This window comes from Pseudomonas guariconensis (assembly GCF_040822035.1).
GTDB classification, from domain to species: Bacteria; Pseudomonadota; Gammaproteobacteria; order Pseudomonadales; family Pseudomonadaceae; genus Aquipseudomonas; species Aquipseudomonas guariconensis.
The window spans coordinates 4742167-4759341 of the sequence record NZ_CP162012.1 but is presented as its reverse complement, the minus strand read 5'-3'; the positions used below and the strand labels follow the sequence as shown (position 1 = coordinate 4759341).

Below are 17175 nucleotides of genomic sequence, written 5' to 3'. Positions count from 1 at the left end.
GATGCAAGGTCACCCGGACGTAATCAACTACCTCGTCACGTTGCTGAAGGGCGAACTGGCAGCACGCGATCAATACTTCATCCACTCTCGCATGTATGAAGATTGGGGCCTGACCAAGCTCTACGAGCGAATCAACCACGAGATGGAAGAGGAGACGCAGCACGCCGATGCTCTGATGCGTCGGATCCTCATGCTCGAAGGTACGCCCGACATGCGCGCCGACGATCTGGAGGTCGGCAGCACCGTGCCGGAGATGATCGAGGCCGATTTGAAGCTCGAGTACAAGGTGCGTGCCGCACTGTGCAAAGGCATCGAATTGTGCGAGCTGCACAAGGACTACATCAGTCGCGACATTCTGCGTGCGCAACTGGCCGATACTGAAGAAGATCACACCTATTGGCTGGAGAAACAGCAAGGCCTGATCAAAGCGATCGGCCTGGAGAACTACCTGCAGTCGCAGATGTAATGCCCCACGCCTTCCGCGAGGAGGTGGCGCCAAGCAAAGCCCCTGGCATCAACATGCCAGGGGCTTTTTTCATCACACTCGGTCACGCTCCAGCAGCGGCTTGAGGTAATGGCCGGTATAGGACTGTTTCATCTCGGCCAGTTCTTCAGGCGTACCGCAGGCGATGATTTGCCCGCCCTTCGAGCCTCCCTCCGGACCAAGGTCCACAAGCCAGTCGGCGGTCTTGATCACATCCAGGTTGTGCTCGATCACCACCACGGTGTTGCCGTGATCGCGCAAGCGGTGCAGCACATCGAGCAGTTGCTGGATGTCAGCGAAGTGCAGGCCCGTGGTCGGCTCGTCGAGGATGTAGAGCGTCTTGCCGGTGTCGCGCTTGGACAGCTCTCGGGACAGCTTGACCCGCTGCGCTTCGCCGCCGGATAGCGTTGTAGCCGATTGCCCGAGCTTGATGTAGGAAAGCCCGACATCCATCAGCGTTTGCAGCTTGCGCGCCAGGGCGGGGACCGCGTCGAAGAATTCACGGGCGTCCTCGATGGTCATTTCCAGGACCTCGTGGATGTTCTTGCCCTTGTACTTGATCTCCAGCGTCTCGCGGTTGTAGCGCTTGCTCTTGCACACATCGCACGGCACATAGATGTCCGGCAGGAAATGCATTTCCACCTTGATCAGACCATCGCCCTGGCAGGCTTCGCAGCGACCACCCTTGACGTTGAACGAGAAGCGCCCTGGGCCATAGCCGCGGGCGCGCGACTCCGGCACGCCGGCGAACAGCTCGCGGATCGGGGTGAAGATACCGGTGTAGGTCGCCGGGTTGGAGCGCGGCGTGCGGCCGATAGGGCTCTGGTCGATATCGACCACCTTGTCCAGGTGTTGCAGGCCGTCGAGGCTGGTATGAGCAGCCGCTTCCAGGCTGCTGGCGCCATTGAGGGCCGTGGCCGCCAGTGGGAACAGAGTATTGTTGATCAGTGTCGATTTGCCCGAGCCGGAAACCCCGGTGACGCAGGTCAGCAGGCCGATCGGCACTTCGAGATCAACGTTTTGCAGGTTGTTCCCGCGGGCGCCTTTGAGCTTGAGGGCAAGCTTCTTGTCGCGGGGGGTGCGCTTGGCCGGCACGACGATTTTCTTGCGCCCGGACAGGTATTTGCCTGTGAGCGAGTCGGGGTGAGCCATGACTTCCTCAGGCGAGCCTTCCGCGACGATCTTCCCTCCGTGCACGCCCGCGCCAGGGCCGATGTCCACCACATAGTCGGCTAGACGGATCGCGTCCTCGTCGTGCTCCACCACAATCACGGTATTGCCAAGGTCCCGCAGGTGATTGAGGGTCGCCAGCAAGCGGTCGTTGTCGCGCTGGTGCAGGCCAATGGAGGGTTCGTCGAGAATGTACATCACCCCCACCAGGCCAGCGCCGATCTGGCTGGCCAGGCGGATGCGCTGGGCTTCGCCGCCGGAGAGGGTCTCGGCGCTGCGGTCCAAGGTGAGGTAGTCGAGGCCGACGTTGACCAGGAACTGCAGTCGCTCGCAAATCTCCTTGAGGATCTTCGCCGCGATTTCGCCGCGTCGGCCTGTCAGGGTCAGGTCGCTGAAGTAGTCGCTGGCTTCGCCGATCGGTAGGTTGGTGACGGCCGGCAAGGTCTTCTCGCCCACCCACACGTGACGCGCTTCACGACGCAGGCGAGTGCCGCGGCAGTCCGGGCAGGGTTGGGTGCCCAGGTACTTGGCCAGCTCTTCGCGCACAGTGGCTGATTCGGTCTCGCGGTAACGCCGCTCCAGGTTGGGCACGATGCCCTCGAACGGGTGCGAGCGCTTGACGATGTCGCCACGGTCGTTGAGGTACTTGAAGTCGACGCTTTGCTTGCCACTGCCGTGCAGAATGACTTTCTGGTGCTCGGCCGACAGCTCACCGAATGGCAGTTCGAGACTGAAACCGTAGTGTGCCGCCAGGGAGCCGAGCATCTGGAAGTAATAGACGTTGCGCCGATCCCAGCCACGAATGGCGCCCTCGGCCAGGGTCAGTTCAGTGTTGACCAGGCGCTTGGTGTCGAAGAACTGCTTGACCCCCAGGCCGTCGCAGGTCGGGCAAGCGCCGGCCGGGTTGTTGAAGGAGAACAGCTTCGGCTCGAGCTCGCTGATGGCATGCCCGCACACCGGGCAGGCGAAGCGCGCGGAGAAGATCATCTCTTCTCCTGTCTCGTCGTCCATAGGCGCTACCAAGGCGATGCCGTCGGCCAGCTTCAAGGCCGTTTCGAACGACTCCGCCAGGCGCTGCTGCAAGTCTTCGCGGACCTTGAAGCGGTCCACCACCACATCGATGCTGTGCTTTTTCTGTTTATCCAGCTTGGGCAGCTCGTCCAGCTCGTAGAGCTTGCCGTTGACTCGGGCGCGCACGAACCCCTGGGCGCGCAGTTCGTCGAACACCGCCAGATGCTCGCCCTTGCGTTCGCGCACTACCGGCGCCAGCAGCATCAGTTTGGTGCCTTCCGGGCGCTCGAGCACTAGGTCGACCATCTGGCTGATCGTTTGCGCCTCCAGCGGAATGTCGTGGTCCGGGCAGCGTGGCGTGCCGACGCGGGCATAGAGCAGGCGCAGGTAATCGTAGATCTCGGTGATGGTGCCGACAGTGGAGCGTGGGTTGTGGGAGGTCGATTTCTGTTCGATGGAGATGGCCGGCGACAGGCCTTCGATGGTATCGACGTCAGGTTTTTCCATCATCGACAGGAACTGCCGGGCATAGGCCGACAGGGATTCCACATAGCGCCGCTGGCCCTCGGCGTAGAGGGTATCGAACGCCAGGGACGACTTGCCGGAGCCGGACAAGCCGGTGATCACGATCAGCTTGTCCCGGGGCAGGGTCAGGTCGATGTTCTTCAGGTTGTGGGTACGTGCCCCACGAATCAGGATCTTGTCCACTGCGGCCTCGCTCGGCGGGCATAAACAAGGGAGTATAAGGCGCGCTGCCAGTACGCGGCAAAGCGTCGCGTAGATGCTGTTACGCTGTCGGACTGATAGAATCGCCGCCGGTTCACACGAGGTTATTCCATGCACGACACGCACAACGAGCGCATGAGTGGCAGCGAAACCCGCGCTGCTGGCGGCCTGGCCCTGGTCTTTGCCTTTCGTATGCTGGGCATGTTCATGGTCCTGCCGGTGCTGGCGACCTACGGCATGGACCTGGCCGGTGCCACGCCGGCGCTGATTGGCCTGGCCATCGGGGCCTATGGCCTGACTCAGGCTGTCTTGCAGATCCCGTTCGGGATGATTTCCGATCGCATCGGCCGCCGTCCGGTCATTTACCTCGGATTGGTGGTGTTTGCGCTCGGCAGTTTGCTGGCGGCCCAGGCGGACTCCATCTGGGGCGTGATCGCCGGTCGCATCCTGCAAGGTGCCGGGGCGATTTCGGCCGCCGTCATGGCGCTGTTGTCCGACCTGACCCGTGAACAGCACCGCACCAAAGCAATGGCCATGATCGGCATGAGCATCGGCCTGTCGTTCGCGGTTGCCATGGTCGTCGGCCCGTTGCTGACTCGTGCCTTCGGCCTGTCAGGATTGTTCCTTGCCACGGCAGGACTTGCCCTGGTGGGTATCGTGCTCATCGCCTTCGTCGTGCCTAGCGCACACAGTGCCCTGCAGCACCGAGAGTCGGGCGTGGCCCGCAAGGCGCTCGGCCCGACGCTGCGTCATCCGGACCTTCTGCGCCTGGATGTGAGCATCTTCATCCTCCACGCCATCCTCATGGCCAGCTTCGTCGCGCTGCCCTTGGCCTTCGTCGAGCGTGGCGGCCTGCCGAAAGAGCAGCATTGGTGGGTGTACCTGACCGCGTTGCTCGTTTCATTTTTTGCAATGATCCCCTTCATCATCTATGGCGAGAAGAAGCGCAAGATGAAACGGGTGTTGCTCGGCGCGGTCAGTGTGCTGCTGATGGTCGAGGTGTTCTTCTGGCAGTGGGCTGACAACTTGCGCGGACTGGTGATCGGCACCGTGGTATTCTTTACGGCATTCAACCTGCTGGAGGCATCGCTGCCTTCGCTGGTGAGCAAAGTGTCGCCCGCAGGCGGCAAAGGGACGGCCATGGGGGTATATTCCACCAGTCAGTTCCTAGGCGCCGCACTGGGAGGAATCATCGGTGGCTGGTTGTTCCAGCACGGTGGTCTGGGCATGGTGTTCCTCGGTTGCGCAGGGCTGTGCGCCATCTGGTTGGCCACGGCATTGAGCATGAACGAGCCGCCGTATGTAACCAGCCTGCGCATGCCGCTGTCGCCTGAAGGTGTCCGGGAAGCCGGGCTGACCGAGCGCCTGCTGGCTGTGCCGGGTGTGACCGACGCCGTAGTGGTGGCGGAAGAAGCCGCCGTCTATATCAAACTGGATACGAAAATTTTGGACCGTGCGACCCTTGAGCGTCTGGTGAACCCAGCGTCTTCGGCGTGCGAAGCCTAGGAGAACGTTATGGCCCGTGGGGTTAACAAAGTCATTCTGGTCGGCACTTGCGGTCAGGATCCCGAAGTCCGCTACCTGCCCAACGGTAACGCCGTGACCAACCTGAGCCTGGCCACCAGCGAGCAGTGGACCGACAAGCAGTCCGGCCAGAAAGTCGAGCGCACCGAGTGGCACCGTGTTGCCATGTTCGGCAAAGTCGCCGAAATCGCTGGCGAATACCTGCGCAAAGGTTCCCAGGTGTACATCGAGGGCAAGCTGCAGACCCGCGAGTGGGAAAAAGACGGCATCAAGCGCTACACCACCGAAATCATCGTCGACATGCAGGGCACCATGCAGCTGCTGGGCGGTCGTCCGCAGAACCAGCAACAGGGCGGCGACCCATACAACCAAGGTGGTGGCAACTACAACCAAGGTGGTGGCCAGCAGCAGTACAACCAGGCGCCACGCCAGCAGGCTCCGCGTCCACAGCAGGCTCCACAGCGTCCTGCGCCACAGCAGCCAGCTCCGCAACCGGCCGCTGACTTCGACAGCTTCGACGACGATATTCCGTTCTAACGGATCGCTGCCCGATCAGTACTCGAAAAAAAGCCGCAGCCAGGCAACTGGCTGCGGCTTTTTCATGCGCGCTCTAAAACGGGGTCAATAGAACAACCGTGGCTCTGGTGAGTCCAGCAAGCTGGCCAGTTTGGTCAGCGCAAAAGCGAGCTCGTCCCGGGTGGGGGCCATCAGCGCAATGCGCACGCCGTTGGGCGCGTCGCTGCGTTGAGGCAGGAACTGGCTACCGCTGACGACAGTTACGCCGTTGCTGCGTGCCAGGTGGGCGAATTCATCGCTGGTCCAAGGGGCTGGGAGTTCGAGCCAGAGATGGAAACTGTGGGGTTGGCTGCGGATCGAGTACTTGCCGAGGATGTTCTTGGCCATCTGCTGGCGTGCGGCGGCTTCCTCCTGCTGGGTTCTTAACAGTTGGTCCGCCCTGCCGCTGTTGATCAAGTTGCTGGCGAGCTGGGCCATCAAGGGCGAGGGCATCCAGACGCTGCTGCGCACCATCGAGGACAAGCGCGACAACATGTGTGGCGGTGCATACAGATAACCGATGCGCAGCGCCGGCAACACGCTCTTGGACAGGCTGGTCAGGTAAATGGAACGCTCCGGTGCATAGGCGGCCAGGGGCTTGTAGCTGGACGTCGGCGCCAGGAATCCGTAGATGTCGTCATCGATGATGACCAGGTCGAACTCGCGGGCAATAGCGGCGATGGCCTCACGCCGGGCGTGGGGCATGATCGAGTTGGTCGGGTTCTGGTGTGTAGTTACACAAACCAGCAGGGTAGGGCGATGCTCGAGGCAGGCGGCGCGCAGCGCCTCAGGAATCAGGCCATGCTCATCCACGGCCACGCCCTGAAGGCGCCGGCCCAGGCTGTGGGCCAAGGAAATGATACCGGGGTAGCAGAAGGATTCGCACAGAATCACATCGTCGGTTTTCGACAGGCTGCTGAGGGCGACCAGCAGGCCGTGCTGGGCGCCGGAGGTCAAGACCACCTGCTGCCAGCTGGCATCCGGCAGCCAGCGCCTGATCCAGGCCGCGCCCGCTTCCTTGTGGACGGCATGACCACCGTCGGTGACGTAATCGAGCGCCTGGATCAGGTCGGCGGCGTCGGCCAGCTCGTGGAGCGAGCCGCGCAACCACTGTGTCATGTGGGCGTCGTTTGGCTTGATGATCGACAAATCGATCTGGCCGTTTTCATTGCTGATGCCCGTGCTGCGAGTTGCCGGGGCAGCAGGGGCTTTTGAGGCGCGTACAAAGGTGCCGCGTCCTACTTCGCCGATCACCAGACCCCGCTTGGCCGCCTCATCATAAGCCCGGCCAATGGTGCCTGGCGTCACGCTCAGGCGCTCGGCCAAGTCCTTGAGCGTCGGCAATCGGTCGCCGGCTACCAGCTTCCCGCTGGCAATGTCCTGTTCAAGGGCATCGGCGATCATCAGGTAAACCGGTTGCGTCAGGGCGCTGTAATGAGGAACCCACATGAAATGGCACCAGTATAGGGTGAGCGGGCAAGCCTAGCATGAATGCAATAGGGGTGTAATCAAGGTGAATTACTCCCCAAGTCCATTACATGAAGTCACTTGATTTCGCATATACAGACAATAATTACTTATCAATCAAAGGGTTGTGCGAATTGGTAAGATCAAGGAAATAAAGTAATTGAATCGATGATATTTTCCTGATTACCATCATTGGATCGATGTAATCTCGCCGTAACAAGCACCTGACCTGATGTTCGACCTCTGGAGATCCTTATGAAAACCGCATTTGTAACTGGCGCTTCCGCAGGCTTTGGCCGCGCCATCTGCCGTACGCTGGTCGCAGAGGGCTACCGGGTCATCGGTGGCGCTCGGCGCATGGACAAACTCAAGGAGCTCGAGAGCGAACTGGGCGACTCGTTCATCCCGCTGGCGCTGGATGTCACTGATCCGGCCTCGGTGGACGCGGCTGTCGAGTGGATGGGCAAGGCCTCGTTGAACATCGATGTGCTGGTCAACAATGCCGGGCTGGCGCTGGGCATTGATCGGGCGCAGCAGGCCAGTGCCGAGAACTGGCAGCGGATGATCGACACCAACATCACCGGCCTGACGATGGTCACACATAAAATCCTCCCCCGCATGGTCGAGGCCGACAGCGGCCTGATCGTCAATATCGGCTCCATCGCCGGCACCTATCCGTACCCGGGCGGTAACGTGTATGGCGCCAGCAAGGCATTCGTCCGACAGTTCAGCCTCAACCTGCGCGCCGACCTCGCCGGCACCCGGGTACGGGTGAGCAACATCGAGCCGGGCCTGTGTTCGGGTACCGACTTCTCGGTGGTTCGACTCAAGGGCGACCTGGACGCCGTGGAAGCGCTGTACCGCGACGTCGAGGCGCTTCTGCCCGAGGACATCGCCGCCACCGTAGCCTGGATCGCAGCCCAACCGGCGCATGTGAACATCAACACCATCGAGATCATGCCGGTGGCGCAAAGCAGCGCGGGGCTGAACGTGGTGCGTAATCTGCCTCGTACCGCGCAGGCGTGAGGGGCAAGGGCTGTTTCACTGATGAAACAGTCCTTTGAGCCATGTCATCGCGTATTCAGGATTCTTGGCTAGAGTTAGGGTTGGTGGCCATCCGTTGGCCGCCACCGTGAAGTCCTTGAGGCGTCGGCGATGTCCCGACGTCCAGAACCTGATCAGGAGTGCACGATGGACCTCAACCGTCGGCAGTTTTTCAAGGTCGCCGCGATCGGCCTTGGAGGCTCGAGCCTTGCGGCGTTGGGCATGGCCCCGACCCCCGCGTTCGCCGAGCAGGTGCGCCACTTCAAGCTGGCGCACACCAAAGAAACCCGTAACACCTGCCCCTACTGCTCGGTCGGCTGCGGCCTGATCATGTACAGCCAGGGCGATGCGGGCAAGAACGTCAAACAGAACATCATCCACATCGAGGGCGATGCGGACCATCCGGTCAACCGCGGGACCTTGTGCCCGAAAGGTGCGGGCCTGCTGGACTTCATCCACAGCCCGAACCGCCTGCAATACCCCGAAGTTCGCAAGCCTGGCAGCAAGGAGTGGACCCGGATCAGCTGGGACGAGGCGCTCGATCGCATCGCCGATCTCGTGAAAAAGGACCGCGACGCCAACTTTATCGAGAAGAACGCCCAAGGGCAGACGGTCAACCGTTGGCTCAGCGTGGGCTTTCTCGCAGCGTCCGCCGCTTCCAGCGAAGCTGGCTATCTGACGCATAAGGTCATTCGTTCATTGGGTGTTCTGGGGTTCGATAACCAAGCGCGTGTCTGACACGGCCCGACGGTGGCAAGTCTTGCCCCGACGTACGGCCGTGGTGCCATGACCAATCACTGGTCCGATATCGCCAATGCGAATCTGGTCCTGGTGATGGGTGGCAACGCAGCAGAAGCGCACCCGTGCGGCTTCAAGTGGGTGACCGAGGCCAAGGCGCACAACAAGGCGCGGCTGATCGTGGTCGACCCGCGGTTCACGCGTACCGCCTCGGTGGCGGACTATTACGCGCCGATCCGTACCGGAACCGACATCGCCTTCATGGGCGGGTTGATCAACTACCTGCTGAGCAACGACAAGATCCAGCACGAATACGTGCGCAACTACACTGACGTGTCGTTCATCGTCAAAGAAGGCTATGGCTTCGAGGACGGGCTGTTCAGTGGCTATGATGCGGATAAACGCATCTACGCCGACAAGTCCGGCTGGGGCTATGAGTTGGGCGAGGATGGTTTTGCCAAAGTCGATCCGACCTTGCAGCACCCGCGTTGCGTCTACCAGTTGATGAAGCAGCATTACAGCCGCTACACCCCGGAAGTGGCGAGCATGACCTGCGGCATGCCCCAGGACGCCATGATGAAGGTCTGGGAAGAGATCGCCACCTGCTCGCAGCCGGGCAAGACCATGACGATCCTGTATGCACTGGGCTGGACGCAGCATTCGATCGGTGCACAGATCATCCGTAGCGCGGCCATGGTCCAGCTGCTGCTGGGCAACGTCGGCATGCCGGGGGGCGGGGTCAACGCCCTGCGCGGTCACTCCAACATCCAGGGCCTGACCGACCTGGGGCTGCTGTCCAACTCGCTGCCCGGTTACCTCACCCTGCCCGGCGATGCCGAGAAGGACTACGCCGCCTTCATCGACAAGCGCGCCTCCAAACCGCTACGCCCAGGGCAGTTGTCCTACTGGCAGAACTACGGCAAGTTCCATGTCAGCCTCATGAAGGCCTGGTACGGCCCCAACGCTACCGCCGAGAACCACTGGGGCTATGACTGGCTGCCCAAGCTCGATGTGGGCTCCTACGACGTGCTGCGCATGTTCGAGATGATGAGCCAGGGCAAGGTCAACGGCTACTTCTGCCAGGGCTTCAATCCGATCGCCGCGTTGCCGGACAAGAACCGCGTCACCGCTGCGCTGGCCAAGCTCAAGTGGCTGGTCGTGATGGATCCGCTGGCCACCGAGACGTCCGAGTTCTGGCGCAATGCCGGGCCCTTCAACGACGTCGATACCGCCAATATCCAGACCGAAGTGATCCGCCTGCCCACCACCTGTTTTGCCGAGGAGGATGGCTCGCTGGTCAACAGCAGTCGCTGGTTGCAGTGGCACTGGAAGGGCGCCGATGGGCCGGGCGAGACCCGCACCGATGTGCAGATCATGAGCGAGCTGTTCCTGCGCTTGCGTCATCGCTACAAGACCGAGGGCGGTGCGTATCCTGATCCGCTGCTCAACATCAACTGGCCTTACAAGATTCCCGAAGAGCCTTCGCCTGAGGAGTTGGCCAAGGAAATGAACGGCTGGGCGGTCAGCGACTTCACCGACCCTACCGGTGCCACGCTCAAGGCTGGCCAGCAACTGGCAGGCTTCGGCCAGCTCAAGGACGACGGCAGTACGGCGTCCGGCTGCTGGATCTTCGCCGGTAGTTGGACCGAGCAGGGCAACCAGATGGCCCGGCGCGACAACAGCGACCCTTACGGCATGCATCAGGTGCAGAACTGGGCCTGGGCCTGGCCGGCCAACCGCCGCATCCTCTACAACCGCGCCTCCAGCGACCCGCAAGGCAAGCCTTGGGATCCGGAGAAAAAACGCCTGGTGTGGTGGAACGGCAAGGCCTGGACGGGGACCGACGTGCCGGACTTCAAGGTCGACTCGCCGCCGGAAGCGGGGATGAACCCGTTCATCATGAACCCCGAGGGGGTAGCGCGGTTCTTCGCCATCGACAAGATGGCCGAGGGGCCGTTCCCCGAGCACTACGAGCCGTTCGAGACGCCCATCGGCATCAACCCGCTCAACCCGCAGAACAAGAAGGCCATCAGCAACCCGGCCGGGCGCGTGTTCGACTCGGTATGGGACACCCTGGGCAAGGCCGACGAGTTCCCTTACGCGGCGACCACCTACCGACTGACCGAGCACTTCCACTTCTGGAGCAAGCACTGCCGCCTCAACGCCATCGCCCAGCCCGAGCAGTTCGTCGAGATCGGCGAGGTACTGGCCAACGAGAAAGGCATCAAGGCGGGCGACCGGGTGCGGGTCAGCTCCAAGCGCGGGCATATCGAGGCGGTGGCGGTGGTGACCAAGCGGATCCGTCCGCTGAAGGTCAACAACCAGACCGTTCACCAAATTGGCATTCCGCTGCACTGGGGCTTCACCGGCATCACCCGGCACGGCTACCTGACCAACACCCTGGTGCCGTTCCTGGGTGATGGCAATACCCAAACGCCGGAGTCCAAGTCGTTCCTCGTCAACGTGGAGAAAATCTAATGGCCCAGCAAGACATCATCGCCCGCTCGGCCACCACGACCGTACCGCCTTCGGTGCGCCAGCAGCAGGAAGTCGCCAAGCTGATCGACACTACCAAGTGCATCGGCTGCAAGGCCTGCCAGGTGGCGTGCTCGGAGTGGAACGAACTGCGTGACGAGGTCGGCCACAACCATGGCACTTACGACAACCCCCAGGACCTGACCGCCGAAACCTGGACCCTGATGCGCTTCACCGAGCACGAACGCGACGATGGCAACCTGGAGTGGCTGATTCGCAAGGACGGCTGCATGCACTGCGCCGAGCCAGGTTGCCTGAAGGCCTGTCCGAGCCCGGGGGCGATCATCAAGCACGCCAACGGCATCGTCGACTTCAACCAGGACCACTGCATCGGCTGCGGTTATTGCATCACCGGCTGCCCGTTCAACATCCCGCGGATTTCGCAGAAAGACCACAAGGCCTACAAATGCAGCCTGTGTTCCGACCGCGTGGCCGTGGGCTTGGAACCGGCCTGCGTGAAGACCTGCCCGACCGGGGCGATCGTCTTCGGCAGCAAGGATGAAATGAAGGTGCATGCCGCCGAGCGCATCGTCGACTTGAAGTCCCGGGGCTTCGACAAGGCCGGGCTGTATGACCCGGATGGCGTCGGCGGTACCCACGTGATGTATGTGCTGCACCACGCCGACACGCCCAAGTTGTACGCCGGGCTGCCGGATGCGCCGGTAATCAGCCCGTTGGTGGGGTTGTGGAAAGGCATCAGCAAACCGCTGGCGCTGCTGGCGATGGGCGCGGCAGTGCTGGCGGGGTTCTTCCACTATGTGCGGGTCGGCCCGCAGCGGGTCGAGGAGGACGACGCCCTGGCGCCTGCCGATGACAGCGTGCATCAGGTGGACCCGTCGGTGCATGTCTATGATCCGACCAAGCCGGGTGGGCAAGGGGGGCCGCGGCCATGAGCGACAACAAACCGATCCTGCGCTACAACGCCAACGAGCGCAGCAACCACTGGGTCGTCGCGATTCTGTTCGTGATGGCCGGGCTGTCGGGGCTGGCACTGTTCCATCCGGCGCTGTTCTGGCTCAGCCATCTGTTCGGCGGTGGTCCGTGGACGCGCATCCTGCACCCATTCCTGGGCGTGGCGATGTTCGTGTTCTTCCTGGGGCTGGTACTGCGGTTCTGGCGAGCCAACTTCATCACTGCCAATGATCGTTTGTGGCTGCGCCGTATCGACCGGGTGATGCGCAACGAGGAGGAGGGCGTACCTCCGATCGGCAAGTACAACGCTGGGCAAAAGCTGCTGTTCTGGACCCTGCTGCTGTGCATGCTGGTGCTACTGGTCAGTGGCGTGGTGATCTGGCGCGCCTGGTTCAGCCAATACTTCAACATCGGAGCGATTCGCCTGGCGACCTTGCTTCATGCGCTGGCGGCGTTCGTGCTGATCCTCAGCATCATCGTGCATATCTATGCCGGCATCTGGATCAAAGGCTCGGTAGGCGCCATGCTGCATGGCTCGGTCAGCCGCGCTTGGGCACGCAAGCACCATGAGTTGTGGTATCGCGACGTGACCGGCGACAAGACTCCGGGCAATCACGGCAGAAAAGAAGGATGAGCGCTTGAGCACGATACTTGAACCCGGGCAGATCGAAGCGTCGGCCGTGGCGCCGCCGTTTCTGAACCTGCCGCCCGCCAACCTGTTCGAACGGCGCGCCGAGCGCCTGGAGCACCTGGCCGAGGGCAATGCCCTTGGCCAGTACCTGATGCTGGTCGCGCGGTTGTGCCGCCTCCAGCAGCAGCTTGTGGATAACCCGCCCGGTGACTTGCCGGTGGCGCACGAGCGCCAGCGCCTGTGCATAAGTCATGGCTTGCCGCCGCTGGCAGCCGACAGCCTGGTACGCGAGGGGTCTTGGCTGGCTTGGCTGCAGGCGCTGCTCGAGCGCTTCGATGAGGCGTCCGACGGGCCCTTGGGCGAGGCGCTGCGGACCTTGCGGGAAAGCGACGACAGTCAGCGCAAAGGCTGGGCCATTGCCCTGCTGGCCGGCCAGTACGATGCCGTGCCGGCGGCTCTGGTGCCCTTTATCGGCGCTGCGCTGCAGGCGGCCTGGTCCTATTGGCTGCTGGCGCTGCCGGAGGCTGAACTCAAGCCCGCCGACAGCCTGGCCCAATGTCCGGCCTGTGGATCACCGGCCATGGCTGGGGTGGTGCGCAACCGCGGCAAGCACAATGGCCTGCGATACCTGGTCTGTTCACTGTGTGCCTGCGAGTGGCATGTGGTGCGGGTCAAGTGCGTGTACTGCGAATCGAGCAAGGACTTGCGTTACACCAACCTCGAGGATGACCGGCACGCGCCAGGCAAAGCGCCACTGCGCGCCGAATGCTGCCCTGGATGCCAGCGTTACCTAAAGCAGAGCTACTTGGAGAACGACGCTGCGGCCGAGCCGCTGGCCGATGACCTGGCGAGCCTGGCGCTGGATATCCGCCTGGACGAGGAGGGCTTCCAGCGGCTGGCGCCGAACCTGATGCTGGCGCCGGGATAGAGGAGAGTGTCTACACTGCAACATCGAGTTGCCCTGTTCGCGGGTAAGCCCGCTAGCAGGGCACAACAGACTAAGGATCAGTTTAAGGTAGTACTGCATGTCCTCGAGCCCCGCCAGCGGCACCCCACGCCTGCCGTCCATCGACACCCTGCTACGCCACCGAACCTGCGAGCCGCTGATCGAGCGCCATGGCCGCGAGGCCGTACTAGCCACCCTGCGTCAGCTGCTTGGCGATCTGCGCGAACCCGCTCGCCTTGGCCAGATGAGTGCAGTCGAGCTGGCGCCGGATGTCCTCAATGGCCGCGCCGGCGAACGCCTGGCCATCCAGCAGCGCAGCCAGGTCCGCCGTGTTTTCAACCTTACCGGCACGGTGCTGCACACCAACCTGGGCCGAGCGCTGTTGCCTGAGGAGGCAGTGGAGGCCATGCAGATCGCCGCGCGCCACCCGCTGAACCTGGAGTTCGACCTTGCCACCGGCAAACGTGGTGATCGCGACGACCTGATTGAAGGTTTGATCCGCGAGCTCACCGGGGCCGAGGCCGTGACGGTGGTCAACAACAATGCCGCTGCCGTGCTGCTGGCACTCAACAGCCTGGGCGCGCGCAAGGAGGGCGTCATCTCCCGGGGCGAGCTGATCGAAATCGGCGGCGCCTTCCGTATCCCCGACATCATGGCCCGCGCTGGTGTCCGCCTGCATGAGGTCGGCACCACCAACCGCACCCACGCCCGTGACTACGAAGGTGCGATCAACCCGCGTACCGGCTTGCTGATGCGGGTGCATTGCAGCAACTACAGCATCCAAGGCTTCACCACCCAGGTATCGACCGCCGAGCTGGCAGCCATCGCCCACGCCCATGGTTTGCCTCTGCTGGAGGACCTGGGCAGCGGCAGCCTGCTCGACCTCACCCGCTGGGGCCTGCCGGCTGAGCCCACGGTGCGCCAGGCCCTGGCCGACGGCGCCGACATCGTCACCTTCAGCGGCGACAAGCTGCTCGGTGGACCCCAGGCCGGCATCATCGTCGGGCGCAAGGAGCTGATCGCCAAGATCAAGAAGAACCCCCTCAAGCGCGCTCTGCGGGTCGACAAGATCACCTTGGCCGCGCTGGAGGCCGTGCTGGCGCTGTACCGCAATCCGGATCGGCTGGCCGAGCGCTTGCCCAGCCTGCGCCTGTTGACTCGCCCTCAGGAAGAGATTGCGGCCCAGGCCGAGCGCCTGGCTCCGGCACTCGCAACCTGCCTGGGGGCGCAATGGACCGTGAGCGTCGAGCCGGCCTTGGGCATGATCGGCAGTGGTAGCCAGCCGGTGGCGCGTCTGCCCAGCGCCGCCCTGTGCCTGCGTCCGCAGGTGTCGAAGAAGCTGCGTGGGCGCAGTTTGCACGTGCTGGAGCGCGCCTTGCGCGATCTGCCGGTGCCGGTGCTCGGACGCATCGACGACGACGCCCTGTGGCTCGACCTGCGTCAGCTCGACGATGAGGCCCACTGGCTGGCGCAACTGCCAGCACTGCGCCTGGGGCCGGTCCAGTGATCGTCGGCACCGCCGGCCATATCGATCATGGCAAGACTGCATTGCTCCAGGCCCTGACCGGCCAGGCCGGTGACCATCGCCAGGAAGAGCGCGCCCGGGGCATGACCATCGATCTCGGCTACCGCTATGCTGCGCTGGCCGAGGGGGCGCCCTTGACGGGTTTCATCGACGTCCCCGGACACGAGCGCTTCATCCACAACATGCTCGCCGGTGCCCATGGCATCGACCTGGTGTTGCTGGTGGTGGCCGCGGACGACGGCGTCATGCCGCAGACCCGTGAGCACCTGGCGATCATCGAGCTGCTGGGCATCCCCCAGGCCTTGGTGGCGATCAGCAAGTGCGACCGGGTCGAGCCGCAGAGGGTGACGCAGGTCCAGGCTCAGGTGTCGGCGCTGCTGGCGCCCGGACCCTATGCGCAGGCGAAGCAGTTCCCGTTGTCCAGCGTCACCGGGGAGGGCGTCGAGGCGTTGCGCCAGGCGCTGCTGGACGCTGAACACACTGTAGGTCAACGCAGCGCACGCGGCGGTTTCCGTCTGGCCGTGGATCGGGCGTTTGCCGTGGCCGGCGCCGGCGTCGTGGTCACCGGCACCGCCTTGGCCGGGCAGGTCAGCGCGGGCGATACCTTGCTGCTGGGCAAGGCCGGCAAGCCGGTACGGGTGCGCGGGCTGCACGCGCAGAACCAGGCCGCGTTGGTGGCCCAGGCCGGCCAGCGAGTGGCGCTTAACCTCCACGCCGAGCGCCTGGCGCTGGAGCAGATCCATCGGGGCGACTGGCTGGTACCGGACTGGCTGCATGCACCCAGCATGCGGGTGGATATCGATCTCACGTTATTGCCCAGCGAGACGCGTACCTTCGAGCATTTCAGCGCCGTGCACGTGCATCTGGGCACTCAGGATGTCACGGCGCGTGTCGCGTTGCTTGAGGGGGAGAAACTGCAGGCAGGCCAACGGATGTTCGCCCAGTTGCTGCTCAACGCACCTTTGCAGGCGGTGCATGGCGATCGGCTGGTGCTCAGGGATCAGCGCGCCCAACGTACCTTGGGCGGTGGGCGTGTGCTCGACCCCTTTGCCCCGAGTCGGCAGCGGCGAAGTGAAATGCGCCTGCGGCAGTTGCAGGCTCTGAGCGAGGCCCAGGCCTTGGAGCAGGCCTTGCCGGCCTTGCTCGATGCCGCTCCTGGCGGGCTGGATCCGCAACGCTTGGAGCGTCAGTTCAACCGACAGCGCGAAACCTGGGCATTACCTGAAACGGTCCAGGTCATCGCCACGCGGCAAGGGCCATTGCTATTCGCCAGGCACCACTGGCAAGCGCTGAAAGAGCGGATCACGATGCAGTTGGCGCTGTTCCATGAGCAGGAGCCTGACCAGCTGGGGCCGGATCGCGACCGCCTGCGCAGGTTCGCCGCGTTGCCCATGGAGCGTTCGGCGTTCGTCAGTTTGCTGGAGGCGTTGCTCGAAGCCGGCGTAGTCGTCAGTAGCGGGCCGTGGTTGCATCTGCCGGAACATAAAGTGCAATTGAGCGACGCCGACGCTGTCTTGTGGGCGCTGCTGGAGCCTGAGTTGTCGAGGGGGGAGTACGATCCGCCCTGGGTCAGGACGTTGGCCGCGGCGCAAGGACGCGATGAAGCCGACGTGCGCCTGTTGCTGCGCAAGCTGGCGCGGCTGGGGCTGGTGCACCAGGTGGTGCGCGATCTTTTTTACCCTGAAGCGACTGTCCGGCGCATGGCAGACATGCTGTTGCAGCTGTCGGCCAGTACGCCGATAGTGCAGGTGGCCGCGTTTCGCGATATGTTGGGCATCGGTCGCAAACGCAGTGTTCAGATCCTCGAATACTTCGACCGAATCGGCCTGACCCGGAGGGTCGCCGACCAGCGTTACATCCGAGCCGACAGTGCACTGGCCGAGCAGCAGACCAGGCACTGACTACAA

The 17175-nt window shown here is 63.1% G+C and carries 12 protein-coding genes; 10 read left to right on the top strand and 2 right to left on the bottom strand.

Features of this window, described 5'->3' with window-relative positions; translation table 11 throughout:
• Nucleotide 1 precedes the first annotated feature (1 nt).
• Entirely contained in the window at nt 2-466 is a 465-nt protein-coding gene (bfr, locus tag AB1N67_RS22085; protein ID WP_028690240.1) for a bacterioferritin, read from the top strand.
• 72 nt (nt 467-538) lie between these two features.
• Here the strand turns inward: bfr and uvrA are convergent, their stop codons facing one another.
• Nucleotides 539-3373 carry an excinuclease ABC subunit UvrA gene (uvrA, locus tag AB1N67_RS22080; RefSeq protein ID WP_043210283.1) on the bottom strand — a complete coding sequence of 945 codons (2835 nt, stop codon included), beginning with the start codon at nt 3371-3373 and terminating at the stop codon, nt 539-541.
• 129 nt (nt 3374-3502) lie between these two features.
• Between uvrA and AB1N67_RS22075 the strand changes: the two genes are divergently transcribed.
• Together AB1N67_RS22075 and AB1N67_RS22070 are read left to right on the top strand one after the other, a co-directional pair.
• Nucleotides 3503-4897, top strand: coding sequence for an MFS transporter (locus tag AB1N67_RS22075; RefSeq protein ID WP_043210280.1), 1395 nt, complete (start codon nt 3503-3505; stop codon nt 4895-4897).
• Nucleotides 4898-4906: 9 nt separating this feature from the next.
• Nucleotides 4907-5452 carry a single-stranded DNA-binding protein gene (locus tag AB1N67_RS22070; RefSeq protein ID WP_043210277.1) on the top strand — a complete coding sequence of 182 codons (546 nt, stop codon included), beginning with the start codon at nt 4907-4909 and terminating at the stop codon, nt 5450-5452.
• Nucleotides 5453-5536: 84 nt separating this feature from the next.
• Here AB1N67_RS22070 and AB1N67_RS22065 read toward each other — a convergent pair whose 3' ends face one another.
• The gene (locus AB1N67_RS22065) at nt 5537-6919 is read right to left on the bottom strand and encodes a PLP-dependent aminotransferase family protein (RefSeq protein ID WP_182816577.1); all 1383 of its coding nucleotides are present in this window, start codon (nt 6917-6919) and stop codon (nt 5537-5539) included.
• Nucleotides 6920-7192: 273 nt separating this feature from the next.
• Between AB1N67_RS22065 and AB1N67_RS22060 the strand changes: the two genes are divergently transcribed.
• The 7 genes from AB1N67_RS22060 to selB all read left to right on the top strand — a co-directional run bounded on the left by AB1N67_RS22060 (nt 7193) and on the right by selB (nt 17169).
• Nucleotides 7193-7963: an SDR family NAD(P)-dependent oxidoreductase gene (locus AB1N67_RS22060; protein WP_367863388.1), complete on the top strand. Its 771-nt coding sequence runs from the start codon at nt 7193-7195 to the stop codon at nt 7961-7963.
• Between the two features lie 165 nt (nt 7964-8128).
• Nucleotides 8129-11197: a formate dehydrogenase-N subunit alpha gene (fdnG, locus tag AB1N67_RS22055; protein WP_367863387.1), complete on the top strand. Its 3069-nt coding sequence runs from the start codon at nt 8129-8131 to the stop codon at nt 11195-11197.
• Complete coding sequence (gene fdxH / locus AB1N67_RS22050) at nt 11197-12147, top strand: formate dehydrogenase subunit beta (RefSeq protein WP_043210267.1); 951 nt, start codon at nt 11197-11199, stop codon at nt 12145-12147. Before fdnG ends, fdxH begins: the two co-directional genes overlap by 1 nt.
• Entirely contained in the window at nt 12144-12800 is a 657-nt protein-coding gene (locus AB1N67_RS22045; protein WP_367863386.1) for a formate dehydrogenase subunit gamma, read from the top strand. Before fdxH ends, AB1N67_RS22045 begins: the two co-directional genes overlap by 4 nt.
• Before the next feature lie 4 nt (nt 12801-12804).
• Entirely contained in the window at nt 12805-13725 is a 921-nt protein-coding gene (gene fdhE, locus AB1N67_RS22040) for a formate dehydrogenase accessory protein FdhE (RefSeq protein WP_043210263.1), read from the top strand.
• 97 nt (nt 13726-13822) lie between these two features.
• Entirely contained in the window at nt 13823-15250 is a 1428-nt protein-coding gene (selA, locus tag AB1N67_RS22035; protein WP_090346914.1) for an L-seryl-tRNA(Sec) selenium transferase, read from the top strand.
• Complete coding sequence (gene selB, locus AB1N67_RS22030) at nt 15247-17169, top strand: selenocysteine-specific translation elongation factor (RefSeq protein WP_367863385.1); 1923 nt, start codon at nt 15247-15249, stop codon at nt 17167-17169. The genes selA and selB overlap by 4 nt, the downstream gene beginning before the upstream one ends.
• Nucleotides 17170-17175 lie beyond the last annotated feature (6 nt).

Coding starts and splice junctions, on each gene's coding strand:
- bfr (WP_028690240.1), top strand. CDS start 2: ATGCAAGGTCACCCGGACGTAATCAACTACCTCGTCACGTTGCTGAAG.
- AB1N67_RS22075 (WP_043210280.1), top strand. CDS start 3,503: ATGCACGACACGCACAACGAGCGCATGAGTGGCAGCGAAACCCGCGCT.
- AB1N67_RS22070 (WP_043210277.1), top strand. CDS start 4,907: ATGGCCCGTGGGGTTAACAAAGTCATTCTGGTCGGCACTTGCGGTCAG.
- AB1N67_RS22065 (WP_182816577.1), bottom strand. CDS start 6,919: ATGTGGGTTCCTCATTACAGCGCCCTGACGCAACCGGTTTACCTGATG.
- AB1N67_RS22060 (WP_367863388.1), top strand. CDS start 7,193: ATGAAAACCGCATTTGTAACTGGCGCTTCCGCAGGCTTTGGCCGCGCC.
- fdxH (WP_043210267.1), top strand. CDS start 11,197: ATGGCCCAGCAAGACATCATCGCCCGCTCGGCCACCACGACCGTACCG.
- AB1N67_RS22045 (WP_367863386.1), top strand. CDS start 12,144: ATGAGCGACAACAAACCGATCCTGCGCTACAACGCCAACGAGCGCAGC.
- selA (WP_090346914.1), top strand. CDS start 13,823: ATGTCCTCGAGCCCCGCCAGCGGCACCCCACGCCTGCCGTCCATCGAC.